The sequence below is a fragment of the Paraburkholderia sp. GAS199 genome, from assembly GCF_050436585.1.
GTDB lineage: Bacteria > Pseudomonadota > Gammaproteobacteria > Burkholderiales > Burkholderiaceae > Paraburkholderia.
Window position 1 is genome coordinate 476892 of record NZ_JBNDMM010000008.1, and the last position, 25188, is coordinate 502079.

Consider the following 25188-nt stretch of genomic DNA (forward strand, 5'->3'; position numbering starts at 1 on the left):
TTGCCTCCGGAGTTCTGCATGGACGCTGCTTCGAACGATGCGTCGCCGGTGCTGATCGTGGGCGCGGGTCCGACCGGGCTCGCCGCGACGATGAGTCTTGCGCGCGCACACATCCCGGTGCGCCTGATCGACAAGGCGCTGGTGCCGAATCCGTATTCGCGCGCCATCGGCATTCAGGCGCGCACGCTCGAACTGCTCGAACAACATCGCCTGATCGAACCGTTTCTGGAGTTGGGCCACCGCGCCCGGATCGCCAATCTCTTTTCCAACGGCATGCGTCTCGCGCAGCTCGACTTCGATCCGCTGCAAACGCGCTATCCGTATCTGCTGTTTCTCGACCAGGCCGTGACCGAGCGATTGCTCACGGAGCATCTCGCCACGCTCGGCGTGAGCATCGAGCGCGGCGTCGAGTTGACCATGTTCTCGCAGGGCGTCACCGGCATTCAGGCCACCTTGCGTCGTGCGGACGGTCACACCGAGACTCTGCATCCGTCCTACATGATCGCGGCCGACGGCGCCCACAGCACGATTCGCCACCGGCTCGGCCTGAATTTCGCGGGCAAGACCTTCGAGCAGACGTTCCTGCTTGCCGACCTCCACGCCGAAACCGACTGGCCCGACGACGAATTCCACATCTTCGCGTCAGGCGAAGGTCTGGTCGCCCTGTTTCCGATGGGACACGGGCGGCATCGGCTGATTGCGGATCATCCCGCCGAACACGCCGCCGAGGCGCCGCCGCCCACGCCGGCCGTGCTCGGCGAGCCGCCGCTGAACAAGGTGCCGGCGCCGTCGCTGGAAGAGTGCCGTGCGTTGATCGCGCGTCGCGTGCAGCAACGGGTCGCGGTGTCGGATCTCGCGTGGTCGTCGTATTTCCATCTCAACAGCCGGATGGTGGAGAAGCTGCGCGTCGATCGCATTTTTCTTGCGGGCGATGCCGCGCATGTCCATAGCCCGGCCGGCGCGCAGGGCATGAACACCGGCATCCAGGAAGCCTTCAATCTCGGCTGGAAGCTCGCCCGCGTGTTGCGCGGTGCGGCGCCCGACCGTCTGCTCGACACCTACCACGCGGAGCGTCACCCAATCGAGCGTGACGTGCTGCGGCAAACCGGCTTCATCACGAATATGGCCGAGGCGGACCACGGACCGCTCAAGCTGCTGCGCGAACGTGTGATGCCGGTGCTCGCCGCGCTCGGTCCGTTGCGCGACGCCGCGCGTCTCACCATCAGCGAACTCGCGATCCAGTATCGTCGCAGTCCGCTGACGCTGGAGCGTGTTCTCGACGGTGGTCCGCGTGCCGGCGAGCGCGCGCCGGATGCGCTGGTGCATGTGGTGGACGGTCCGTTGGGGCGCGCGCCGGGTGTCGGCTGTATTTTCGATCTGCACGATCCAGCGTTCTTCTCGCTGTTCCTGCTGGTGCCGCCGCTGCCCGCCGACCAGACGCCGCTCGATCCGGCCGCGAAGCACGCGCCGCAGCCGGACGCGGAGCTGGACCGGCTGGCGACGGAAGTGGAGAAGTTGCTGCCGGGCGCGGTGCGCGTCTGGCGCGTGACCGACACCACGGGCGAGGGCGGTCCGGCATTGAGCGAATCGTATGGGCGTACGCGGCCGTCGTTCTATCTGGTGCGGCCGGACGGCTACATCAGCGCACGCGGACGCACCGGCACCGATCTGCTCGGCCTGTTGCGGCACTGCGAGTCGTGGTTCACGGTGGGCAGCGACATTCCCGAGCAGGCCGCCCTGTAAGAGCGGCGGCCGTCCCGTGTCGAGCGGGTCACGTCAAACCGTTGCGGGCGCGGCGGGCGTCAGACTCTCGCGATGCTTGAGCACCGCCTCCCTCACGATGCCCGACATCTCGATGCCGCCCGTCTCAGGCACGTCGAGCGACTTCAGCAACGCGCGCCGCATACGCGGCTCCCAGAAGCGACGGATGTGATCGGCGATGCCGTCGAGCGCTTCGTCGCGGTCGGGCATCGAATCGAAGAAATCGCCGATGCGGTTCGCCATGTCGATCAGATTCTGTGTGTCCATGGCTTGCCTTATTTCCCGGAGCTGACGTTGACCAGCTCGCGCTGCTTCAGCAGATCGAGCTGCTCGCTATTGAAGCGCGAGTAGTCCTGCTGCCATTGCGACGGCTGCTGCACGGGCATCACCTGCACGGCGGTGACCTTGTACTCGGGGCAGTTGGTGGCCCAGTCCGAACTGTCGGTGGTGATCACGTTCGCGCCCGATTCGGGGAAGTGGAACGTGGTGTAGACCACGCCCGGCTGCATGCGCTCGGTCACCTTGGCGCGCAGCACGGTTTGCCCCGCGCGCGACTCGATGCCCACCCAATCGTCGGTCTTGATGCCGCGATCTTCCGCGTCGTGCGGATGAATCTCCAGACGGTCCTCGTCGTGCCAGCGTGAGTTTTCGGTGCGCCGAGTTTGCGCGCCCACGTTGTACTGCGACAGGATGCGGCCCGTGGTGAGCAGCAGCGGGAATTTGCGGGTGACCTTCTCCGGCGTCGCGATGAACTTCGTGATGACGAACTTGCCCTTGCCGCGCACGAACGCGTCGATGTGCATGGTCGGCGTGCCGTTTGGCGCGTTTTCGTTGCACGGCCACTGGATGCTGCCCAGTTCGTCGAGCTTCCGGTAGGACACGCCATGGAAACTCGGCGTGAGACGCGCAATCTCGTCCATGATTTGCGACGGGTGCGTGTACTCCATTTCGTAGCCCAGCGCGCGAGCCAGCATCACCGTGACTTCCCAGTCGGCGTAGCCCGGAATCGGCGGCATGACCTTGCGCACGCGCGAAATGCGGCGCTCGGCGTTGGTGAAGGTGCCGTCTTTTTCGAGGAACGACGAACCCGGCAGCAGTACGTGGGCGTATTTGGCGGTCTCGTTCAGGAAGATGTCCTGCACCACGATGCATTCCATCGACGACAGCGCCGATGCCACGTGATGCGTATTCGGATCGGACTGAACGATGTCTTCGCCCTGGCAGTAGAGGCCCATGAAGCTGCCGTCCAGCGCGGCTTCGAACATGTTCGGAATGCGCAGGCCCGGTTCGGGTTGCAGCGTGACGTTCCATGCGTCTTCGAACAGCGCGCGCGTGATCGGATCGCTGATGTGACGATAGCCCGGCAGTTCGTGCGGGAACGAGCCCATGTCGCACGAGCCCTGCACGTTGTTCTGGCCGCGCAGCGGATTCACGCCGACACCTTCGCGCCCGACGTTGCCGGTGGCCATCGCGAGATTGGCGATGCCCATCACGGTGGTCGAGCCTTGCGCGTGTTCGGTGACACCGAGACCGTAATAGATGGCCGCGTTGCCGCCGGTGGCAAAGATACGGGCGGCTTCGCGCACCGACTGCGCCGGCACGCCGCTCAGCGCCTCGGTTGCTTCCGGCGCGTTTTCCGGCAGTGCGACGAAATCGCGCCATTGATCGAACGCCCGCATGTCGCAGCGTTCGGCAATGAACGCTTCATCCAGCAGACCTTCGGTCACGATCACGTGAGCGAGCGCGTTTACGATGGCCACGTTGGTGCCGGGGCGCAGTTGCAGATGATGCGACGCCTTCACGTGAGCGGTATCGACGATATCGATACGGCGCGGATCGACCACGATCAGCTTCGCGCCCTGACGCACACGGCGCTTCAGACGCGAGCCGAAGACCGGATGGCCGTCGGTCGGATTCGCGCCGATCACCATGATGACGTCGGCTTTATCGACCGAGGCGAACGTTTGGGTGCCCGCCGATTCGCCGAGCGTCGCCTTCAGGCCGTAGCCGGTCGGCGAGTGGCACACGCGCGCGCAGGTGTCGACGTTGTTGTTGCCGAAGGCGGCGCGCACGAGCTTCTGCACGAGATAGGTTTCCTCGTTCGTGCAGCGCGACGACGTGATTCCGCCGATCGAATCGCGGCCATGCTTCGCCTGAATGCGGCGGAATTCCGATGCCGCGTAACTGAGCGCTTCTTCCCAGCTGACTTCGCGCCACGGGTCGGTGATCTTCGCGCGGATCATCGGTTTGGTGATGCGGTCCTTGTGCGTGGCGTAGCCCCACGCGAAACGCCCCTTCACGCAGGCGTGTCCTTCGTTGGCCTGACCATTCTTGTGCGGCACCATGCGTACGACCTGGTTGCCCTTCATCTCGGCCTTGAACGAGCAGCCGACGCCGCAATACGCGCACGTGGTCACCACCGAATGCTCGGCCTGGCCCAGCATGATGACGGTCTTTTCCTGCAACGTGGCAGTCGGGCAAGCGGCGACGCATGCGCCGCACGACACGCACTCCGACTCCATGAACGGCACGTTTTCGCTGGCCGCCACACGCGATTCGAAGCCGCGTCCGGCGATGGTCAGTGCAAACGTCCCCTGGGTTTCTTCGCAGGCGCGCACGCAGCGATTGCAGACGATGCACTTGGACGCGTCGTACGTGAAGTACGGATTCGATTCGTCCTTCTTGTCTTTCAGATGGTTGGCGCCGTCGAAGCCGTAGCGCACCTCGCGCAGGCCGGTCACGCCCGCCATGTCCTGCAATTCGCAGTCGCCGTTGGCGGGGCAGGTGAGGCAATCGAGCGGGTGATCGGAGATGTACAACTCCATCACGTTGCGACGCAGCGATTGCAGACGATCGGTTTGCGTGCGCACTTTCATGCCGGCTTCGACCGGCGTGGTGCACGACGCCGGATAACCGCGCTTGCCTTCGATCTCGACCAGACACAGACGGCACGAGCCGAACGGTTCGAGCGAATCCGTCGCGCAGAGCTTCGGCACGTTGACGCCGGCTTCGACCGCCGCGCGCATCACCGAGGTGCCGGCCGGCACCGTGACCGACTGACCGTCGATTTCCAGCGTGACGTCGACGTCGGCGTGGCGCGCCGGGGTGCCGTAGTCGGTGTCGTCGAAAAACGAATGGGGGGCGGTTTGCCGCGCCTGCGCTTGCGACTTGCACGCGCAGTTGCCGGAGCCGCAGCCGCCGGCGGGGGAGTTGAGCATGTCGGACATGTGAGGCTCCTGGATCAGGCCGCAGCCGCTTTCGGCGCGAGGTCGAGACCGAAGTCTTCGGGGAAATGGTCGAGCGCGGACAACACCGGGAACGGCGTCATGCCGCCCATCGCGCACAGCGAACCGGACACCATCGTGTCGCACAGGTCGCGTAGCAATTGCACTTGCCGGGTCGAGGTGTCGCCGTTGCGAATCCGGCCGATCACTTCGACGCCGCGTGTCGAGCCGATGCGGCAGGGTGTGCACTTGCCGCACGATTCCTTCGCGCAGAAGTGCATCGCGTACTGCGCGAGTTCGGCGAGATTGGAGGTGTCGTCGTGCACGACGATGCCGCCGTGACCGACCACCGCGCCGACTGCCGCATAGGCTTCGTAGTCGAGTGGAATATCCCACTGGCTTTCGGGCAGATACGTGCCGAGCGGACCGCCGACCTGCACCGCGCGCGCGGGACGTCCGCTCGCGGTGCCGTTGCCGAAATCGTCGAGCAACTCGCGCAGCGTCACGCCGAACGCGAGTTCGACGAGGCCGCCCTGTTTCACGTTGCCGGCGAGCTGGAACGGTAGCGTGCCGCGCGAACGGCCCATGCCGAAGTCTTTATAGAACGCCGCGCCGCGCGCGAAGATGATCGGCACCGTGGCGAGCGTAATCACGTTGTTGATGACCGTCGGCTGGCCGAACAGGCCGACGAGCGCAGGCACCGGCGGCTTGGCGCGCACGACGCCGCGCTTGCCTTCGAGCGATTCGAGCAGGGCGGTTTCTTCGCCGCACACGTAGGCGCCCGCGCCTTTCGCGACGAACAGGTCGAAGCGATGCGCCGACGAACCCAGCACGCTGTCGCCGAGCCAGCCGGCGGCGCGCGCGCGGGCAATCGCGGCTTCGAGCATGGCGATCGAATGCGGATACTCGCTGCGCACGTAGATGTGGCCGACCGTTGCGCCGGTGACGATGCCCGCGATGATCATGCCTTCGATCAGCATGTACGGATCGCTTTCCATCACGAGGCGGTCGGAGAAGGTGCCCGAATCGCCTTCGTCGGCATTGCAGACGATGTACTTCTGCGCCGCTTTCGCACCGCGCACCGTGCGCCATTTGATGCCGGCCGGGAATGCTGCGCCGCCACGTCCGCGCAGACCGGATTCGATCAGCGCTTCGCAGGCGGCGTCGCCGTCGGTTTGCAGTGCGTTACGCAGGCCGTCGAGTCCGCCGTGTGCGAGGTAGTCGTCGATCGACAGCGGATCGGTAATGCCGATGCGCGCGAAAGTCAGACGCTGCTGCTTCTTCAGGTAAGCAATTTCGTCGACCACGCCGACGCGCCGCGCATGCTCGCCGCCGGCGAGAAAGCCCGCGTCGAACAGAGCGGGTACATCGCCCGCTTCGACGTTCGCGTAGCCGATGCGGCCTTCCGGTGTCGTCACTTCGACGAGCGGTTCGAGATACAGCAAGCCGCGCGAACCGTTGCGCACGAGTTCGATGGCGAGGCCGCGACGCGCGGCTTCTGCTTCGATGGCTTGCGCCAGCGCGTCGGCGCCGAGCGCGAGTGCCGACGAATCACGGGGAACGTAGATACGTGTCATGCCGTCACCTCCACGCATTTGGCCGCGGCGGCAAGCAGCGCGTCGAACTTGTGCGGCGTGACTTTCGCGTGCAGCGTGCCGTTGATCGTCAGCGCGGGCGAGAGCGCGCACTGGCCGAGGCAATAGACCGATTGCAGCTCGACCGTGGCATCGGGCGCGTCATGCGCGTGTTGCTCATGATGCGCATCGAAGCGGCAGCCGGTGTGCGTTTCGATGTGCTGCGCGAGCGCTTCGCCACCCATGCTGCGGCAGGCTTCGGCGCGGCACAGTTGCACCGTGACCGGCGCGGCCGGCTCGGTGCGGAAGTGGTGGTAGTAGGTGATGACGCCGTGCACTTCCGCGCGCGACAGGTTCATCGTGCGCGCGAGCGCCGGGACCGTGTCGGGCGGCACATAGCCGAGGTCGTCCTGGATCGCGTGCAGGATCGCAATCAGCGACCTGCCCGGTGCAGCATGACGCTGCACGATCTGATCCGGCGTGAAGGCCTGAGAATCGTCCAAGTGGGGCTCCTCCAGAAGTCATATATGCACTTGTCATTCATAATGCGTGCACTTATGCTTTGTTTATTCGATATGGTATAGCGGAACAATAGGCGTGCTAAACGCCTCGTGCAATAGGAACGAGTAGAGCATATATGATCAGGATCGAGTGCCAGGCGCAGCTGGTTGTGAAGGGGCAGGACGGCCGCGAGGCAAGCCTGTCGGACGTCGTGCCGTTGCTGGCGCTGGTAGACGAATCCGGCAGCATCGCGCAGGCGGCGACGCTTAAGGGTTTGTCCTATCGTCATGCGTGGGGTTTGTTGCGCAGCATCGAGGAGCGTTTGGGCGGTCCGCTCATCGCCAAGGAACGCGGACGCGGCTCGGTGCTCTCCGAACTCGGGCAGGCGGTGCTGCGCGCGCAGCGGTTGTGCGCCGAGCGGCTCGACGGCAACATGCAGGCGCTCGCGAGCGAGGTCGCCAGCGACCTGAACCGCTGGCTCGCGCCTCCCGCCGACGACGTGCGGATCTACGCGTCGCACGGTTACGCGGTGGCGGCGCTGGTCACTGCGCTGGTGGCGAACGATCTGCCGGTCGACATCAAATACCGCGACAGCGCCGACGCCGTGGCTGCGCTCGCGCGTGGCGAATGCGATCTGGCCGGTTTCCATTTGCCGCTCGGCGAATTTCGCGCGGCATGCGCGGACACTTACCGGCGCTGGCTGGACCCGCAGCGCCACGTGCTCGTCCATCTGACGCGGCGCAAACAGGGGCTGTTCCTTGGCAAAGGCAATCCGAAAAAGATCAGCGGTCTGGGCGATCTCGCGCGCGACGACATTCGTTTCGTCAACCGTCAGCCCGGCTCCGGGACGCGCATGCTGCTCGATCTCGCGCTGCGCAAAGTCGGTGTCGATCCGGATCGGGTGAACGGCTATGCGTCCACCGAACTCACGCACTCGGCGATTGCCGCGTTCGTGGCGAGCGGTATGGCGGACGTCGGCTTCGGCGTCGAGCCGGCGGCGCATCACTTCGGGCTGGATTTCATTCCCATCGTCGACGAAGACTATTACTTCGCCTGCGACCGCACGCGCCTCGAACGGACGCCGCTCGCGACGGTCGTCGAGTTGCTGCGCGGCGCCGTCTTCCGGCAGAGTGTCGATCAGCTCGAAGGCTATGATCCGCGCGATTGCGGCACGCTGGTCGATCTCGATGCGGGGCTGGGCGCGGTGGCTGCCTGAGGAGTGCTCAAGCAGTTGTATTGCTGGCCTGGAAGGCGAATCAGTAAGCGCTCGTAAACTTAATGCGAAGCCCGGCGCTGCGTGCGGCGCCCGTTTGGGATAATCTCTGAGCTTCCGCTTTCGCCTAACCTGCGCGCCCCGTTGCGCCGAACACTATGAAGAACGTCCTTCTCAATGCATGTGCTGCCGCCGTCACGGCCGGTGCGCTTCTCGTCACCGCCTCGGCGGCTTACGCGCAAAACTCGCCGGGCGTGCCGGGCGGTATTCTGCAAGACCAGTTCCGTCTAGCCGAACATCCGCAGATGCCGTTTGCTGCCTCCGCGCCTTCGGACAAATATCAATCGAACAAGAAGTCGGCCATGCGCAAGCGCGGCGACAACGGCGATCCGAACGGCTGCAATCTGCAGTGTCCGAAAGACGAGTAAGCGTTTGTCTTAAGAATGTGCGAAGCGCCGGCCTTGAGCCGGCGCTTCTGTTTTCGCGGACCACGCGTGATCTGCATCAGCGTGCAGGTTTTGCTGCTGCGGTCCTTGGGTGTGATATCAGGGCTTGGCGGTGTGCCACATGTCCTTGAAGCCGTCGCCCTTCATGTCGCCCGCCTTTTTGTCCGCGGCAAAGCGATACAGCGGATGACCCTTGTAGGCCCATTGCTGCTTGCCGTCCGCCGCCGGTATCAGGGACCAGTCGCCGGATGCCTTGTCGGAAGAGCTCGCCATGGCGGCCGGCCAGTTATTCATGCAGGCGCCCGTGCAGGCGCTGACGCCGGGCGTCGTGTCTTTGTCGAAGGTGTAGAGCGTCATGCCGTCGGCGGTGACGAAGCGGCCGTCCATCGCTTTCGGCGCTTCCGCGAATGCGGTCTGTTGAAGGGCAAGCAGCGTCAGCGTGGAAAGGGCGAAGAGAGTCTTGCGCATGATGTCGGCTCCTGATTGTGATGTTTGGTCTCGCGCATGACGCGGCGTGCGAAAGCGCGTGGAGACTAAACGATGCAGCCGACACCTTTATTCCAGCAGACGTCAGAGAATCGACAGGCAACAAAAAACCCGCAAACGGCAGGCCGCGTGCGGGTAGTTTGTCGATCTTGATGGTGATGCCTGAAACGTGTTCTGGTGGAGGCGGCGGGAATCGAACCCGCGTCCAGAAGCACTCTACGACCAGTTCTACATGTGTAGTTCTGTCTTTTGATTTAACCCGAGCGACGCGGACGAACACGCTGCACTAAGGCGATTCACTAGGTTTTCGACCCGGATGTCGTGACACCACCAAGGCTTAACTGACGTATATGACCTCTGTCGGTATTGCTACCGGTCTTGCGACTCTAACCCGTCAGTGAGCTAGGCAGAGGACGGCGGCCCTTAGGCTGCCAGTGCGAACGTTTCGTCGTTTGCAGTTACGTTTTTCCCGCTGATTTACGAGGTGACGGGGCCTCGACATGCCCTGGCCGCTTCGCAACCCCTGTCGAAACCAGGTCGCCCCCGCGGTTTAGTTGCTCAAAACATCTGAACCAGCGTAGATTTTACAATAGATTGACCGCCAAGTCTCGGCTGATTGAGGCGCGGCGGCGCCGGCCACGCTGCGCGCCTAGCCGACGTCGCGCAACAGCTTCAGCAACTCCGCCGGCGATTGCACGACGTGCTGTGCGTGCCACTGGGTCGGCGGGATATCGTTGCCGCAGTAGCCGTACGCTGCGGCGATGGTCTTCATGCCGGCGGCAAAGCCGGCCTGGATGTCGCGCAGATCGTCGCCGACGTACACGACCCGTTCCGGCGCCATGTCCAGTTCGCGCGCGGCGTGCAGCAAGGGCGCCGGGTGCGGCTTGGAATGCGCAGTGGTGTCGCCGCTGACCACGCAGCCGGCGCGTTCCTCGAGTCCGAGTTGAGCGACCAGCGGTTCCGTCAAACGTGCCACCTTGTTCGTGACGATGCCCCAGCGCACGCCGCGCGCGTCCAGGTCGTCGAGCAGTTCCGGAATGCCGGGGAACAGCGTCGTTTCGATGCACAGGTCGGCTTCGTAGTTGGCGAGGAACTCTTCGCGCATCGAGGCAAACTCGTGATCGTCGGGACCGATGCCGAATGCGCCGCCAATCAGTCCGCGCGCGCCGGCCGACGCCAGCGGCCGCAGATCTTCGAGCGGCACCATTTCCAGGCCGCGATCGTGGCGCATCTTGTTGACGGCAGCGGCGAGGTCCGGCGCCGTGTCGGCCAGCGTGCCGTCGAGGTCGAACAGGACAGCCTGGCAAAGACCGAGTGCGTCGTCGTTGTCTTCGCGTTGGGGCAGGGGCGTGGGATCGCTCATTGATTGGCAGAAGTGAGGGCGGGTCGGTGAGGGTCAGGCGTCGCGGCGGCAGGCGAGCATGTAGTTCACGCTCGTGTCGGCGGACAGCGCGAAGTGCTTGCTGAGCGGGTTGTACACGATGCCTTTGATATCGACCGTGCGGAGGCTGGCGGCGCGCACGAAGCCCGCGAGTTCCGACGGACGGATGAAGCGCGCGTAGTCGTGCGTGCCCTTCGGCAGCATGCGGGCAATGTATTCGGCGCCGATCACGGCGAACAGGTACGACTTCACGTTTCGATTGAGCGTGGAAAAGAACACCCAGCCGCCCGGTTTCACCAGCGTCCTGCAGGCCGCGACGATCGCCGCCGGCTCGGGCACGTGTTCGAGCATTTCCATGCAGGTGACGACGTCGTATTTGCCGGGTTCGCGGGCGGCGAGTGCCTCGGCGGCGATCTCTTCGTAATCGACGGTTACACCACTTTCAAGGCTGTGAAGATCCGCGACGCCGAGCGCTTGAGTCGACAGGTCGATGCCCTTCACGTGCGCACCCAGACCGGCCATCGACTCGGACAGAATGCCGCCGCCGCAGCCGATATCCAGCACGGTTTTGCCGGGCAGATGCGCATGCGCGTCGATCCAGTTCAGACGAATCGGATTGAGTTCGTGCAGCGGTTTGAACTCGGCATTGGGGTCCCACCAGCGATGGGCGAGGTCGCTGAATTTCTGCAGTTCGTGGGGATCGGCGTTGGTCATGACGGAAGCTGCCTCGATGAGAGCGGTGAGCGGGCGCTCGAGGATAAAGCCCGAGTATATAGGTCGGGAGACAGGGCGGCAAAACGCGGCCCTTGGAAGCACGGCGCAACCCTTCGGCGAACCGGGGTTGCGAACGGTGGCATCACGGAAAGTCGGACATAAAAAAAGCCCCGCCGAAGCGGGGCTTTGATACTGCGGCAGCTTGTAGCTTACTGCTTCGAAGTACCGACAACTTCGACTTCCACGCGACGATCCGGTGCGAGGCAGGCGATGAGTTGCTTGTGGTTCTTCTGGTTGCAACCGGTCGTGACCGGGTTGCGCTTGCCCTTGCCTTCCGTATAGATACGGTTGGATTCGATGCCCTTGCTGACCAGGTATGCCTTCACAGCTTGAGCACGACGCAGCGACAGACGGTCGTTGTACTTGTCCGAACCGATGCGGTCCGTGTAACCCGTTGCGACGACGACTTCCAGGTTCAGCGCGCCGATCTTCGATGCCAGATCGTCCAGCTTTTCCTTGCCAGCCGGCTTCAGGATAGCCTTGTCGAAGTCGAACAGTGCGTCAGCTTGATACGTAATCTTTTGGCTCGTGATGGCCGGTGCGACCGGAGCGACAGGAGCCGGCGGGGTCGGAGCCTGGGCAACCAGGGCGCCATCGCACTTTGCGTTGGCCGTTGCCGGCGTCCAGAATGCATCGCGCCAGCAAAGCTCGTTCGTGCCGTTCATCCACACGTATTCGCCGGTACCATTCACCCAGTTGTCGTTCGTGGCTTGTCGCGACGCCGGCACCGATTGCGCCATGGCGGATGCAGCCATAACTGCGGTAGCTGCAATGAACGCGAGCTTTGAAAGTTTATTCATATTTCTCCTCTCGAAATTGAGATTACCGCAGGTTTACTGCGAGCCTGTTGACGAAGACAAGTCATACATTGCTCGAAGTATAACATCGGTGTAGAACAAAAAACTTGCTGTGTAGACTTCGAGCAGTGTCTAACTCTTTGTGCGTTGGCATTTTGCCATATCGTTCCCTTCCAACGATAAAAAAATCTGCCCCCGATCAAATCACCCTCCAATTGTGGTGCATGCGCAACAGAAGCAATTCGCCGGAGGCGCCGCCAGTCATGGCTGAGCGGCGGATTGCCCCACGCACAAATCGAGCCTGCCCCGACCAAAAGTGGGGCGTCGCAGCGCCGTCGCCGTGCACCCCTCTAATAGGTATACGTACCCTGGTCGGGGGCGGATGCGCGGCATGTTAGAATCGCGTGATGCGTTGCGCCTGCAATGCTTACGCGAAGGTGCGGCTGAATGCAGTTGAAACGCCGTCGCCTTGGCACGTAAAAGATACGGATAATGGATCAATTCGCCAAAGAGACTCTGCCAATCTCCCTAGAGGAGGAAATGCGCCGTTCGTATCTCGATTACGCGATGAGCGTGATCGTGGGGCGTGCGCTTCCCGATGTTCGCGATGGCCTGAAGCCGGTACACCGGCGCGTGCTGTACGCGATGCACGAGCTGAACAACGACTGGAATCGGGCGTACAAGAAGTCGGCGCGTATCGTCGGCGACGTGATCGGTAAATATCACCCGCACGGCGACACGGCTGTATACGACACCATCGTTCGCATGGCTCAGGACTTCTCCCTGCGCTACATGCTGGTGGACGGCCAGGGCAACTTCGGTTCGGTCGACGGCGACAACGCTGCCGCGATGCGTTACACCGAAATCCGCATGGCGAAGATCGGCCACGAACTGCTGGCCGACATCGACAAGGAAACCGTCGATTTCACCCCGAACTACGACGGCAGCGAAAACGAGCCGGCCATTCTGCCGGCGCGCATTCCCAATCTGCTGATCAATGGCTCGTCGGGTATCGCGGTCGGCATGGCAACCAATATTCCGCCGCACAACCTCAACGAGGTTGTCGACGCATGCCAGCACCTGCTGAAGAACCCCGAAGCCACGATCGACGAACTGATCGAAATCATTCCGGCGCCGGATTTCCCCACCGCCGGCATCATCTACGGCGTGGCGGGCGTGCGCGACGGCTATCGCACCGGCCGTGGCCGCGTGGTGATGCGCGCGTTGACGCACTTCGAGGAAATCGACCGCGGTCAACGCATGTCGATCATCGTCGACGAATTGCCGTACCAGGTGAACAAGCGCTCACTTCTGGAGCGCATCGCCGAGCTGGTCAACGAGAAGAAGCTCGAAGGCATTTCCGACATCCGCGACGAGTCCGACAAGAGCGGCATGCGCGTCGTGATCGAGCTTAAGCGCGGCGAAGTGCCGGAAGTGGTGCTCAACAATCTGTATAAGGCAACCCAGCTTCAGGACACCTTCGGCATGAACATGGTCGCGCTGGTCGACGGCCAGCCGAAGCTGCTGAACCTGAAGGAAATGCTGTCGTGCTTCCTGTCGCACCGCCGGGAAGTGCTGACGCGGCGCACTGTATACGAACTGCGCAAGGCACGCGAACGCGGTCACGTGCTCGAAGGTCTGGCGGTGGCGCTTGCCAACATCGACGAGTTCATCGCGATCATCAAGGCCGCCCCGACTCCGCCGATCGCCAAGCAGGAATTGATGGCGCGTCCGTGGGATTCGTCGCTGGTTCGGGAAATGTTGTCGCGCGCGGAAACGGAAAATGCGACGGCAGGTGGCCGCGAGGCTTACCGCCCTGACGGCCTGAACCCGTCGTTCGGTATGCAGGCCGACGGCCTCTATCGTTTGTCCGACACTCAGGCTCAGGAAATCTTGCAGATGCGTCTGCAACGCCTGACGGGTCTGGAGCAGGACAAGATCATCGGCGAGTATCGCGAAGTGATGGCCCAGATTGCCGACCTGCTGGACATTCTGGCTCGCCCGGAACGCATTACGGCCATCATCGTCGACGAACTCACGTCGATCAAGTCGGAATTCGGCGACGCGCGCCGCTCGAAGATCGAGCTCAACGCAACCGAACTGAACACCGAAGACCTGATCACGCCGCAGGAAATGGTCGTGACCATGTCGCACGCCGGCTACGTGAAATCGCAGCCCTTGTCCGAATACCGTGCGCAAAAGCGCGGCGGCCGCGGCAAGCAGGCGACTTCCATGAAGGAAGACGACTGGATCGACACGCTCTTCATCGCCAATACGCACGATCACATCCTGTGCTTCTCGAACCGTGGCCGCGTGTATTGGGTCAAGGTTTATGAAGTGCCGCAAGGTTCGCGGAACTCTCGCGGCCGTCCGATCGTCAATATGTTCCCGTTGCAGGACGGCGAAAAGATCACGGTGGTTCTGCCGGTCAAGGAATTCTCGGCAGACAAGTTCGTGTTCATGGCCACCGCTCTGGGAACGGTCAAGAAGACGCCGCTGGAAGCGTTCAGCCGCCCGTTGCGCAAGGGTATTATCGCGGTCGGTCTGGATGACGGTGACTACCTGATCGGCGCGGCCATTACGGATGGCGAGCACGATGTCATGCTGTTCTCGGATTCGGGCAAAGCGGTTCGCTTCGACGAGAACGACGTGCGTCCGATGGGTCGCGAGGCGCGCGGCGTGCGCGGCATGCAACTCGAAGACGGCCAGAACGTGATCGCCATGCTCGTGGCCGGCGACGAACAGCAGTCGGTGCTCACCGCTACCGAAAACGGCTACGGCAAGCGCACCCCGATCACTGAGTACACGCGCCATGGCCGCGGCACGAAGGGCATGATCGCGATCCAGACCTCGGAGCGTAACGGCAAGGTGGTCGCCGCGATCCTGGTAGATCAGGAAGCGCAGATCATGCTGATCACCAATACCGGCGTGCTGATCCGTACGCGCGTGTCGGAAATTCGGGAAATGGGCCGCGCAACCCAAGGTGTTACACTCATCAGCCTTGACGAAGGGACCAAGCTTTCAGGTCTGCAACAGGTTGCTGAGGCGGAAGCGGATGGCGATGTTGAAGGCGACGTCGAAGGTCCTGCCGAAGGTGACAACGGCAGTGAAGACGGCGGCGCAGTCTGATCGCGTCGGTGGCTTTCAGTCTCAGTTATTAGTTGAAAGCCGTGCGGCGGACAATGGCGTATCGGGCCGATACGCGTCCCGCACGGCTTGCAGTTCAAGTTAATTTCTCTTAGGGAGTAATGATGCAAAAACGATTCAAACAACTGATGTTGCTGGCTGCCCTCGTGCCGACCTTCGCCATGGCTCAAGCTCTGCAAAGCCAGGCTCCGGCGGCTCCGGCTGCTGCCGCAGCACCGGTTGATCCGGCCAAGCAGGCAGCGATCAAAGACCTGCTGGACGCAATCGATGCGCAGAAGCTCGTCGGCGCAATCGGCAACAGCGCGCAAATGCAGGCTAAGCAACTCGTCCCGGCTATCCTGTCGGACGCCCTTAGCGAAAACAAGACGATGACGGACAAGCAGAAACAGGCTTCCGTCCCGACGCTGCAAAAGAACGCAGTGCCGAAGCTGGTTGACGGCGCAGGCCAGGTGTTCGCAACGGACGGCTTCCGTCAGGACGCCATGCAAGCTCAGTACGACGCTTACGCAAAGTACTACAGCACGTCGGAAATCAAAGATCTGACGGCGTTCTACAAGAGCCCGACCGGCCGCAAGTTCATCCAGGTTCAAGACCAGGTTGGCCGCGACGTCGTGAACGGCTTGATGCAGAAGTACATGCCGCAATCGATCAAGGCAACGCGCGACCAGGCTGACAAGGAAGTCGCGTCGGTCAAGCCGGCTAAGTAAGTCACGGGCCGCGAGGCCTCGCCTACGTCGCGTCCGCCGCGGCCCGGTACGCTTTACCGCGACCGGGTTTGGCGGGGAGGCAGCGACAATGCGATAATGGCCGTTTGCGCACACGCGCAGGCGGCCATTTTCTTTTTCGGCGCTGAAATCGTGCGAGTACCGCGTTGTTCGATTCGCGCGGCTGCATGCGTGTCGCCAGTTTGACTGCGGCAGTCTCCATTGCTGCCACGTTCGCCGTTTTGCGCGATTTTCTTTTTCGCGCCAGCTTCCAGGATCTCACGATGCGCGTCTTTAATTTCTCCGCCGGCCCAGCGGCTATGCCCGAAGAAGTGCTGCGTCAGGCAGCCGACGAGATGCTCGACTGGCAGGGCAGTGGCATGAGCGTGATGGAAATGAGCCATCGCGGCAAGGAGTTCATGTCGATCCACGAAGAAGCGCTGACCGACTTGCGCGACCTGCTGCAAGTGCCGGCAAGTCACCGCATTCTGTTCCTGCAAGGCGGCGGTCTCGGCGAGAACGCCATCGTGCCGATGAATCTGATGGGCGCAAAGCAGCGCGCGGATTTCGTCGTAACGGGTTCGTGGTCGCAGAAGTCGCTCAAGGAAGCGCAGAAGTACGGCACGGTGCATCTTGCCGCGAGCGGTCAGACGGCCGAGGGTTTCACGCGCGCACCGGGCCGTTCCGAATGGCAACTCTCGGACGATCCGGCTTACGTGCATCTCTGCACGAACGAAACGATCCACGGCGTCGAGACGTTCGAGATTCCGGACCTCGGCGATATCCCGCTGGTGGCCGATGCGTCGTCGCATATCCTGTCGCGTCCCATGGACATCGCCAAATATGGCGTGTTGTTCGGCGGCGCGCAGAAGAACATCGGCATGGCCGGCGTGACCGTCGTGATCGTGCGTGAAGACATGCTGGATCGCGCGCAGGCGATCTGCCCGTCGGCGTTCGAATGGAAGACCGTCGCCGAGAACAATTCCATGTTTAACACGCCGCCCACCTATGCGATCTACATCGCGGGGCTGGTGTTCAAATGGTTGAAGAAGCAGGGCGGCCTCGTCGCAATGGAAGCGCGTAACCTCGAAAAATCGCAATTGCTGTACGACGCGATCGATTCGAGCAGCTTCTATCTGAACAAGGTCGAACGCGCCTCGCGCTCGCGGATGAACGTACCGTTTTTCCTCGCGGACGAGTCGCGCAACGAAGATTTCCTCGCCGGCGCGAAAGCGCGGGGAATGGTGCAGCTAAAGGGCCACAAGTCCGTCGGCGGCATGCGGGCGTCAATTTATAACGCCGTCCCGCTCGAAGGCGTTAAGGCGCTCGTCGAATACATGAAGGAATTCGAACAGCGCAACGCCTGATCGTTTTAGACATCAGGCACGCGCATCCTTTCAAGTAGTTACCCGGCAGGGCCGTTTTCACGCATGGACGACGAACTCAATACCCGACTCAAACCTCTTCGCGAACGCATCGACGCGCTCGACGCGCAACTGATCGCGTTGCTCAATCAGCGCGCCGCGGTGGCGCTCGAAGTAGGCGAGGTCAAGAAGCATTTCAACGCGCCGGTCTTCCGGCCCGAGCGCGAACAGCAGGTGATCGCGCGTCTGCAAGGCATGAGCGAAGGCCCGCTCGCGAGCGAGCACATCAGCGCGATCTGGCGCGAGATCATGGCCGCGAGCCGCGCGCTCGAAAAGACCATCAAGGCCGCTTATCTCGGTCCGGTCGGCACGTATAGCGAACAGGCCATGCACGAATACTTCGGTCAGTCGATCGAAGGTCTGCCTTGTCCGTCGATCGACGAAGTGTTCCGTTCGGTCGAAGCGGGCGCGGCGGAATTCGGCGTGGTGCCGGTCGAGAATTCGACCGAAGGCGCGGTCTCGCGCACGCTCGATCTGCTGCTGCAAACGCAGCTCACGATCGGCGGCGAACTGGCCTTGCCGATCCACCACAATCTTTTGTCGCTCAGCGGCGGGCTCAAGGGCGTGACGCGCGTGTGCGCTCATGCGCAGGCGCTTGCGCAGTGCCAGCGCTGGTTGTCCACGAATGCACCGCATCTGGAGCGCCAGGCGGTGTCGAGCAACGCGGAGGCGGCGCGCATGGCCGCTGAAGATCCGACGGTCGCGGCCATCGCCGGCGATCGCGCGGCCACGCATTACGGCTTGCAGGTGGCGTACGCACTGATCCAGGACGATCCGCACAATCGCACGCGTTTCGTGATGATCGGCAAACAGCCGGCAGGGCCGAGCGGCTACGACCAGACCTCGCTGATCGTGTCCGTCGTCAACGAGCCGGGTGCGATGGTCAAGCTGCTCGAACCGCTGGCCCGTCACAGTGTTTCGATGACGCGTTTCGAATCGCGTCCGGCGCGCGTCGGCACGTGGGAGTACTACTTCTACATCGACGTCGAAGGGCATCGCGACGATCCCGCTGTCGCCGCGGCGCTTGCCGAACTCGGACAAAAGGCGGCATTCCTCAAGATTCTCGGTTCGTATCCGCGCGCCCGTTAATGCGAAAGGCGGCGCTTGCCGCCGCGGGCACAATAAGCCGGTCACACATTCATCATTTACAAGTCGTTTGGAGATTTCATGACAGCGTCTTTCGGTCCTTCCTATGTGCGCGCTATTGCGCCCTACATCGCCGGCAAACCGATTTCGGAAGTCGCGCGTGAGTTCGGTCTCGACGAAGCGACTATCGTGAAGCTGGCGTCGAATGAAAACCCGCTCGGCATGCCGGAGTCGGCCCAGCGCGCCATGGCGCAAGCCGCCAGCGAACTCGGCCGCTATCCGGACGCGAACGCGTTCGAACTGAAAGCCGCTTTGAGCGAGCGTTACGGCGTGCCGGCTGACTGGATCACGCTGGGCAACGGCAGCAACGACATCCTGGAAATTGCTGCGCACGCGTTCGTGCAGAAAGACGAATCGATCGTCTACGCGCAGTACTCGTTCGCCGTGTATGCGCTGGCCACGCAAGGCGTCGGCGCGCGCGCCATCGTCGTGCCGGCGGTGGCCTACGGTCACGATCTCGACGCGATGCTCGCCGCCATCACGGACGACACCCGCCTGATCTTCGTCGCCAATCCGAACAACCCGACCGGCACGTTTATCGAAGGCGCGGCGCTCGAAGCGTTTCTGGAAAAGGTGCCGCGCAACGTGGTTGTCGTGCTGGACGAGGCGTACACGGAATATCTGCCGCAGGAAAAGCGCTACGACTCCATCGCGTGGGTGCGCCGTTATCCGAACCTGCTCGTGTCGCGCACGTTTTCGAAGGCGTTCGGTCTGGCGGGTCTGCGTGTCGGCTTCGCCATCGCGCAACCGGAACTGACCGATCTGCTGAACCGTCTGCGTCAGCCGTTTAACGTGAACACGCTGGCGCAAGCCGCTGCCATCGCGGCGCTCAACGATCAGGCGTTTCTGGAAAAGAGCGCGGCACTGAACGCGCAAGGCTATCGGCGCCTGACCGAAGCGTTCGACAAGCTCAAGCTGGAGTACGTGCCGTCGGACGGCAACTTCGTGCTGGTCCGCGTGGGCAACGACGACGCAGCGGGCAATCGCGTGAATCTGGCCTTGCTCAAGCAGGGCGTGATCGTGCGTCCGGTCGGCAATTACGGTTTGCCGCAGTGGCTGCGTATCACGATCGGCCTGCCGGAAGAAAACGAAGCGTTTATCGCGGCGCTGGAAAAGGCGCTTGCCGCAGAATAAGCAATCAATCTGGAACCCCGTGTTTTCCGACGAAGACACGCTTTTACTGTGACCGACGTGGCCGCGTTTTCTTTTAACAAGCTGGTGATTTTCGGTGTCGGCCTGATCGGCGGATCGCTTGCGCGCGCGTTGCGCGAGCGCGGCGAAACAGATGGCGCGCGCACCGTGATCGGCGTCGGTCGCTCGCCGGCATCTACCGCGCGCGCGCTCGAACTCGGCGTCATCGACTTCGCCGCGGCGCTGAATGACGACGCTGCTTTGCGCGACGCCCTGTCCGGCGCGGATCTCGTGTTACTGGCCGCGCCCGTCGCGCAGACGCAACCACTGCTCGAACGCATTGCGCCGTTCCTCGACGCAGACACCATCGTCACGGACGCCGGCAGCACCAAGGCCGACGTAGTCGCGGCTGCACGCGCGGCGCTCGGCGCGCGGATCGGCCAGTTCGTGCCCGGCCATCCGATTGCCGGACGGGAAGCAAGCGGCCCGGATGCCGCGTTGCCCGATCTTTACGTGAATCGCAACGTGGTGCTGTGTCCGTTGCCGGAAAATGCGTCGGCGTCCGTCGGGCGCATTGCCGCCATGTGGCGAGCCACCGGCGCCGTGGTGCGTGACATGTCGCCTGAGCAGCATGATCGTGTGCTGGCGTCGGTCAGCCATTTGCCGCATGTGTTGTCGTTCGCGCTGGTCGAGCAGATTCTCGAATCGCCCGACGCCGCTCTGAAATTTTCATTCGCCGCGGGTGGCTTTCGCGACTTCACGCGAATCGCCGCGTCGAGCCCGGAAATGTGGCGCGACGTATGCGTCGCGAATCGCGTTGCGCTGCTGGAAGAACTCGACGCCTACACGGCGGTGCTCGCGCGACTGCGTGCCGCGATCGACGCCGCCGACGGTCCCGCGCTCGAAGCGGTCTTCGCGCGCTCGCGCGTGGCGCGCAGCGAGTGGCAGGAGCACCGCAGCGCGTCTGCGGCGCCGTCCGACGCGTCGAAATAACCGGAAACTGGACTCAATCATGGAATTCCTCGATCTCGGACCTTTTTCCCGTGCATCCGGCACGGTTCGTCTGCCTGGTTCGAAAAGCATTTCGAATCGTGTCCTGCTGCTGGCCGCGCTCGCCGAAGGCGAAACGACGATCACCAACCTGCTCGACTCCGACGACACGCGCGTCATGCTCGACGCGCTGGAAAAGCTCGGCGTGCGCCTGAAGCGCGAAGGCGATACCTGCGTGGTCACCGGCACGCGCGGCGCGTTCACGGCACGTACGGCCGACCTGTTTCTCGGCAACGCCGGCACGGCGGTTCGTCCGCTGACCGCGGCGCTGGCGGTCAACGGCGGCGATTACCGGATTCACGGCGTGCCGCGCATGCACGAACGGCCGATCGGCGATCTGGTCGACGGCTTGCGGCAGATCGGCGCGCGCATTGATTATGAAGAGAACGAAGGCTATCCGCCGCTGCGGATCCGTCCGGCGCAGATCGCTGCCGAGGCTCCGATTCGTGTGCGCGGTGATGTGTCGAGCCAGTTTCTGACCTCTTTGCTCATGACCTTACCGCTGCTGCGCACGGAATCTGGCGTGACGACCGTGCAGGTCGACGGTGAGCTGATCTCGAAACCCTACATCGAAATCACGATCAAGCTGATGGAGCGCTTTGGCATCAAGGTCGAGCGTCATGAGTGGCATCGTTTCATCGTGCCGGCCGGGCAGCGCTATCAGTCGCCGGGCACGATCATGGTGGAAGGTGATGCCTCGTCGGCGTCGTATTTTCTCGCGGCCGGCGCACTCGGCGGCGGCCCGCTGAAGGTGGAAGGCGTCGGACGCGCGAGCATTCAGGGCGACGTCGGTTTCGCCGACGCGCTCATCAAGATGGGCGCGAACCTGCAGATGGGCGACGACTGGATCGAAGTGCGCGGTGTCGGCAACGACAACGGCAAGCTCGATCCGATCGACATGGACTTCAACCTGATCCCCGACGCGGCGATGACGATCGCCGTCGCCGCGCTCTTTGCAGACGGCACGACCACGCTGCGCAATATCGCGAGCTGGCGCGTGAAGGAAACCGATCGCATCGCCGCGATGGCGACCGAGCTGCGCAAAGTCGGCGCCAAAGTGGAAGAGGGCGAGGACTACCTCGTCGTCACCCCGCCCGAAAAGCTGATTCCGAACGCTGCGATCGACACCTACGACGATCACCGCATGGCCATGTGCTTTTCGCTCGTCAGCCTTGGTGGCGTGCCGATCCGGATCAACGACCCGAAATGCGTCGGCAAGACGTTCCCGGATTACTTCGAGCGCTTCACGGCGCTTGCCCAACCCTGATTCGACCTGAATCGACTGACGTGCGACTTTTTCGATGAAACCGACCCGTCCCTTTCACCAGACGCCCGTCATTACGATCGACGGCCCGAGTGCCTCCGGCAAAGGCACCGTGGCCGCGCTGGTTGCCGCGAGCCTCGGCTTCCATTTGCTGGATAGCGGCGCGCTTTACCGGCTGGCCGCGCTGGCCAGCCTCCGCTACGACGTTCCCGCAGACAACGCCGACGCACTCGTGCAGCTCATCGACGACCTGCACATCACGTTCCGCGAAGGCCTGGCGCAGCTCGACGGCGTCGACGTTTCTTCGGACATCCGTGCGGAGGAAGTGGGTAGCCGCGCCTCGGCCATCGCCGTGCATGCGCCTGTGCGAGCCGCGCTGGTGGCGCGTCAGCGGGCATTTCGCAAGGAACCGGGGTTGGTCGCGGACGGCCGCGACATGGGCACCGTCATCTTCCAGGATGCCGCGCTGAAGGTGTTCATGACCGCCAGTGTCGAGGCCCGCGCGGCGCGTCGGCATAAGCAATTGATCCAAAAAGGATTTTCTGCTAATATAGATGACTTGCTTCGGGATTTGCGTGAGCGCGACGAGCGTGACAGTCAGCGCGCAGCCGCGCCACTCAAGCCTGCAGCGGATGCAAAGCTGCTTGACACGTCCGCTTTGTCGGTCGACCAGGCGGTCCAGCAAGTAGTGCAGTGGTATGAAGAATTAGTCCCTCATGCGTGACAAAAGTCGTGCTGCGGGTGCAGTAGAAGTCAGTTGTCAGTAGGTGCTTCGCGAATTGTCGCGAAGCGTGTATTAACCCTTTAACCCCGCGTGGCATTCGCATTTAGCCGAAATTGCTGACCGTCCCGGCCAGCCGGGCACCGCGAGAACCATGCAAATTTTGATTTTTATGTCCGACCTGCAAACTTCCAACCCGAATACCGAATCTTTTGCGGCTCTGTTCGAAGAGTCGCTGACCAAGCAAGACATGCGCGCTGGCGAGGTTATCTCCGCCGAAGTCGTGCGTGTTGACCACAACTTCGTGGTCGTCAACGCTGGTCTCAAGTCCGAAGCCTACATCCCGCTCGAAGAGTTCCTGAACGACGCGGGCGAGGTAGAAGTGCAGGCGGGCGACTTCGTTTCCGTCGCGATCGACGCGCTGGAAAACGGCTATGGCGACACGATCCTGTCGCGCGACAAGGCGAAGCGTCTGGCTTCGTGGCTGTCGCTGGAAAAGGCTCTCGACAACAACGAACTCGTGACCGGTACGATCACGGGCAAGGTCAAGGGCGGCATGACCGTCATGGTCAACGGCATCCGCGCGTTCCTGCCGGGTTCGCTCGTCGACACGCGTCCGGTCAAGGACACGACGCCGTACGAAGGCAAGACGCTGGAATTCCGCGTCATCAAGCTCGACCGCAAGCGTAACAACGTCGTGCTGTCGCGCCGCGCCGTGATCGAAGCAACCCAAGGCGAAGAGCGCGCAAAGCTGCTCGAAACGCTGAAGGAAGGCGCGATCGTGGAAGGCGTGGTGAAGAACATCACCGACTACGGCGCGTTCGTGGACCTCGGCGGCATCGACGGCCTGCTGCACATCACCGACATCGCATGGCGTCGTGTGCGTCACCCGAGCGAAGTTCTGTCGGTTGGCCAGGAAGTCACCGCGAAGATCCTCAAGTTCGATCAAGAAAAGAACCGCGTCTCGCTGGGCATCAAGCAACTGGGCGACGATCCGTGGGAAGGCATCTCGCGCCGTTACCCGTCGGGCACGCGCCTGTTCGGTAAGGTCACCAACATCACCGACTACGGCGCATTCGTCGAAGTCGAATCGGGCATCGAAGGCCTGGTTCACGTGTCGGAAATGGACTGGACGAACAAGAACGTTGCACCGTCGAAGGTTGTGCAACTGGGCGACGAAGTCGAAGTCATGGTTCTCGAGATCGACGAAGACCGCCGCCGTATCAGCCTCGGCATGAAGCAATGCAAGCCGAACCCGTGGGACGACTTCAGCCGCAACTTCAAGAAGGGCGACAAGCTGCAAGGCGCAATCAAGTCGATCACCGACTTCGGCGTCTTCATCGGTCTGCCGGGCGGCATCGACGGTCTGGTTCACCTGTCGGACCTGTCGTGGTCGGAAACGGGCGAAGAAGCGGTTCGCAAGTACAAGAAGGGCGACGAAGTGGAAGCGATCGTTCTCGGCATCGACGTCGAGAAGGAACGCATTTCGCTGGGTATCAAGCAGCTCGAAGGCGACCCGTTCAGCAACTTTGTTGCAATGAACGACAAGGGTTCGATCGTCGACGGCGTGGTCAAGACGGTGGACGCGAAGGGTGCAGTGGTTCAGCTGTCGGCGGAAGTCGAAGGCTACCTGCGTGCTTCGGAAATCGCACAAGACCGCGTGGAAGATGCTCGCAACGTGCTGAAGGAAGGCGACAAGGTCAACGCGATGATCATCAACATCGATCGCAAATCGCGTGGCATCAACCTGTCGATCAAGGCCAAGGATTCGGCTGAGCAACAGGAAGCGATCCGCGGCCTGGCTTCGTCGGATTCGAGCTCGGCTGCAACCGGCACGACGAACCTCGGCGCGCTGCTGAAGGCCAAGCTCGACGGCCAGAACCAGTAAGCCTTAAGAGGTCTGCTGCAGTATGACCAAATCGGAATTGGTCGCCCAGCTGGCTACGCGATTTCCGCAGCTTGTACTTAAAGATGCGGATTTCGCGGTGAAGACGATGCTTGATGCGATGTCGGAGGCGCTTGCCAACGGTCATCGCATCGAAATTCGCGGCTTCGGCAGCTTCGGCCTCAATCGTCGTCCCTCCCGCGTCGGGCGCAACCCGAAGTCGGGCGAAAAAGTGTTGGTGCCTGAGAAGCACGTACCGCACTTCAAGCCGGGCAAGGAATTGCGCGAGCGGGTCGATCGACGTTCGGGCGAGCCGCTGAAGGCCGAAGAGCCGGATGACGACGACCTGTAAGTGCTTCGCTGTGTAGTTTGCAGCGTGGCATTGGTAGCGTCAGCGGCCAAAGCCAGACGGCAAAAGACCAGAAAAAGCGCCTTCGGGCGCTTTTTTTTCGCCCAGACTTTTGCAAGCCAAGCCAAGCCAAGCCAAGCCAAGCCAAGCCAAGCCAAGCCAAGCCAAGCCAAGCCAAGCCAAGCCAAGCCAAGCCAAGCCAAGCCAAGC

21 protein-coding genes and 1 other RNA gene are annotated in these 25188 nt (G+C 62.6%); 13 read left to right on the forward strand and 9 right to left on the reverse strand.

All coding sequences use genetic code 11. From position 1 onward, the window contains the following. Positions 1 to 18 precede the first annotated feature (18 nt). Positions 19 to 1743 carry an FAD-dependent monooxygenase gene (locus P3T18_RS29065; protein WP_429303389.1) on the forward strand — a complete coding sequence of 575 codons (1725 nt, stop codon included), beginning with the start codon at positions 19 to 21 and terminating at the stop codon, positions 1741 to 1743. 33 nt (positions 1744 to 1776) lie between these two features. On the opposite strand, the gene P3T18_RS29070 is transcribed toward P3T18_RS29065, so the two are convergent. Genes P3T18_RS29070 through P3T18_RS29085 form a run of 4 tightly spaced genes read right to left on the reverse strand, consistent with a single transcriptional unit; the run spans position 1777 to position 7062 of the window. Then, positions 1777 to 2028 (reverse strand): formate dehydrogenase subunit delta, encoded by a 252-nt coding sequence (locus P3T18_RS29070; protein ID WP_429303390.1) that lies wholly within the window; start codon positions 2026 to 2028, stop codon positions 1777 to 1779. A gap of 8 nt (positions 2029 to 2036) precedes the next feature. Then, entirely contained in the window at positions 2037 to 4988 is a 2952-nt protein-coding gene (gene fdhF / locus P3T18_RS29075; protein WP_429303391.1) for a formate dehydrogenase subunit alpha, read from the reverse strand. 14 nt (positions 4989 to 5002) lie between these two features. Then, positions 5003 to 6562 carry a formate dehydrogenase beta subunit gene (locus P3T18_RS29080; RefSeq protein WP_429303392.1) on the reverse strand — a complete coding sequence of 520 codons (1560 nt, stop codon included), beginning with the start codon at positions 6560 to 6562 and terminating at the stop codon, positions 5003 to 5005. Beyond that, entirely contained in the window at positions 6559 to 7062 is a 504-nt protein-coding gene (locus tag P3T18_RS29085; RefSeq protein WP_429303393.1) for an NAD(P)H-dependent oxidoreductase subunit E, read from the reverse strand. The genes P3T18_RS29080 and P3T18_RS29085 overlap by 4 nt, the downstream gene beginning before the upstream one ends. Positions 7063 to 7196: 134 nt before the next feature. Here P3T18_RS29085 and P3T18_RS29090 point away from each other — a divergent pair, with 134 nt between their 5' ends. Both P3T18_RS29090 and P3T18_RS29095 read left to right on the forward strand, forming a co-directional pair. Further along, on the forward strand, positions 7197 to 8276 hold the full coding sequence (locus P3T18_RS29090) for a substrate-binding domain-containing protein (protein ID WP_429303394.1): 1080 nt from the start codon (positions 7197 to 7199) through the stop codon (positions 8274 to 8276). Between the two features lie 155 nt (positions 8277 to 8431). After that, positions 8432 to 8701, forward strand: coding sequence for a hypothetical protein (locus P3T18_RS29095; RefSeq protein ID WP_429303395.1), 270 nt, complete (start codon positions 8432 to 8434; stop codon positions 8699 to 8701). Positions 8702 to 8818: 117 nt separating this feature from the next. Here the strand turns inward: P3T18_RS29095 and P3T18_RS29100 are convergent, their stop codons facing one another. From P3T18_RS29100 to ompA, 5 genes are all read right to left on the reverse strand, one after another. After that, positions 8819 to 9187: a COG4315 family predicted lipoprotein gene (locus tag P3T18_RS29100; protein WP_429303396.1), complete on the reverse strand. Its 369-nt coding sequence runs from the start codon at positions 9185 to 9187 to the stop codon at positions 8819 to 8821. Positions 9188 to 9380: 193 nt separating this feature from the next. After that, positions 9381 to 9750: a transfer-messenger RNA gene (ssrA, locus tag P3T18_RS29105) on the reverse strand. Between the two features lie 104 nt (positions 9751 to 9854). Beyond that, a complete protein-coding gene (gph, locus tag P3T18_RS29110) occupies positions 9855 to 10568 on the reverse strand; it encodes a phosphoglycolate phosphatase (protein WP_429303397.1) in 714 nt (237 codons plus the stop codon). A 33-nt stretch (positions 10569 to 10601) separates the two neighbouring features. Then, on the reverse strand, positions 10602 to 11300 hold the full coding sequence (gene ubiG / locus P3T18_RS29115) for a bifunctional 2-polyprenyl-6-hydroxyphenol methylase/3-demethylubiquinol 3-O-methyltransferase UbiG (protein ID WP_429303398.1): 699 nt from the start codon (positions 11298 to 11300) through the stop codon (positions 10602 to 10604). 209 nt (positions 11301 to 11509) lie between these two features. Next, on the reverse strand, positions 11510 to 12160 hold the full coding sequence (gene ompA / locus P3T18_RS29120; protein WP_429303399.1) for an outer membrane protein OmpA: 651 nt from the start codon (positions 12158 to 12160) through the stop codon (positions 11510 to 11512). 537 nt (positions 12161 to 12697) lie between these two features. Here ompA and gyrA point away from each other — a divergent pair. The 10 genes from gyrA to P3T18_RS29170 all read left to right on the forward strand — a co-directional run bounded on the left by gyrA (position 12698) and on the right by P3T18_RS29170 (position 24981). Continuing rightward, complete coding sequence (gyrA, locus tag P3T18_RS29125; protein WP_429303400.1) at positions 12698 to 15286, forward strand: DNA gyrase subunit A; 2589 nt, start codon at positions 12698 to 12700, stop codon at positions 15284 to 15286. 122 nt (positions 15287 to 15408) lie between these two features. Further along, positions 15409 to 16011 carry a DUF2059 domain-containing protein gene (locus P3T18_RS29130; protein ID WP_429303425.1) on the forward strand — a complete coding sequence of 201 codons (603 nt, stop codon included), beginning with the start codon at positions 15409 to 15411 and terminating at the stop codon, positions 16009 to 16011. A gap of 281 nt (positions 16012 to 16292) precedes the next feature. After that, positions 16293 to 17375, forward strand: coding sequence for a 3-phosphoserine/phosphohydroxythreonine transaminase (gene serC / locus P3T18_RS29135; protein WP_429303401.1), 1083 nt, complete (start codon positions 16293 to 16295; stop codon positions 17373 to 17375). Between the two features lie 63 nt (positions 17376 to 17438). Further along, positions 17439 to 18521, forward strand: coding sequence for a prephenate dehydratase (pheA, locus tag P3T18_RS29140; RefSeq protein ID WP_429303402.1), 1083 nt, complete (start codon positions 17439 to 17441; stop codon positions 18519 to 18521). A gap of 78 nt (positions 18522 to 18599) precedes the next feature. Beyond that, positions 18600 to 19712 carry a histidinol-phosphate transaminase gene (gene hisC, locus P3T18_RS29145; protein ID WP_429303403.1) on the forward strand — a complete coding sequence of 371 codons (1113 nt, stop codon included), beginning with the start codon at positions 18600 to 18602 and terminating at the stop codon, positions 19710 to 19712. 48 nt (positions 19713 to 19760) lie between these two features. Beyond that, complete coding sequence (locus P3T18_RS29150) at positions 19761 to 20702, forward strand: prephenate dehydrogenase (protein WP_429303404.1); 942 nt, start codon at positions 19761 to 19763, stop codon at positions 20700 to 20702. A gap of 19 nt (positions 20703 to 20721) precedes the next feature. Beyond that, on the forward strand, positions 20722 to 22026 hold the full coding sequence (aroA, locus tag P3T18_RS29155; RefSeq protein WP_429303405.1) for a 3-phosphoshikimate 1-carboxyvinyltransferase: 1305 nt from the start codon (positions 20722 to 20724) through the stop codon (positions 22024 to 22026). A gap of 34 nt (positions 22027 to 22060) precedes the next feature. After that, on the forward strand, positions 22061 to 22747 hold the full coding sequence (gene cmk / locus P3T18_RS29160) for a (d)CMP kinase (protein WP_429303406.1): 687 nt from the start codon (positions 22061 to 22063) through the stop codon (positions 22745 to 22747). A 151-nt stretch (positions 22748 to 22898) separates the two neighbouring features. Next, positions 22899 to 24632: a 30S ribosomal protein S1 gene (rpsA, locus tag P3T18_RS29165; protein WP_429303407.1), complete on the forward strand. Its 1734-nt coding sequence runs from the start codon at positions 22899 to 22901 to the stop codon at positions 24630 to 24632. A gap of 22 nt (positions 24633 to 24654) precedes the next feature. Beyond that, positions 24655 to 24981: an integration host factor subunit beta gene (locus P3T18_RS29170; protein ID WP_429303408.1), complete on the forward strand. Its 327-nt coding sequence runs from the start codon at positions 24655 to 24657 to the stop codon at positions 24979 to 24981. Positions 24982 to 25188: the final 207 nt, after the last annotated feature.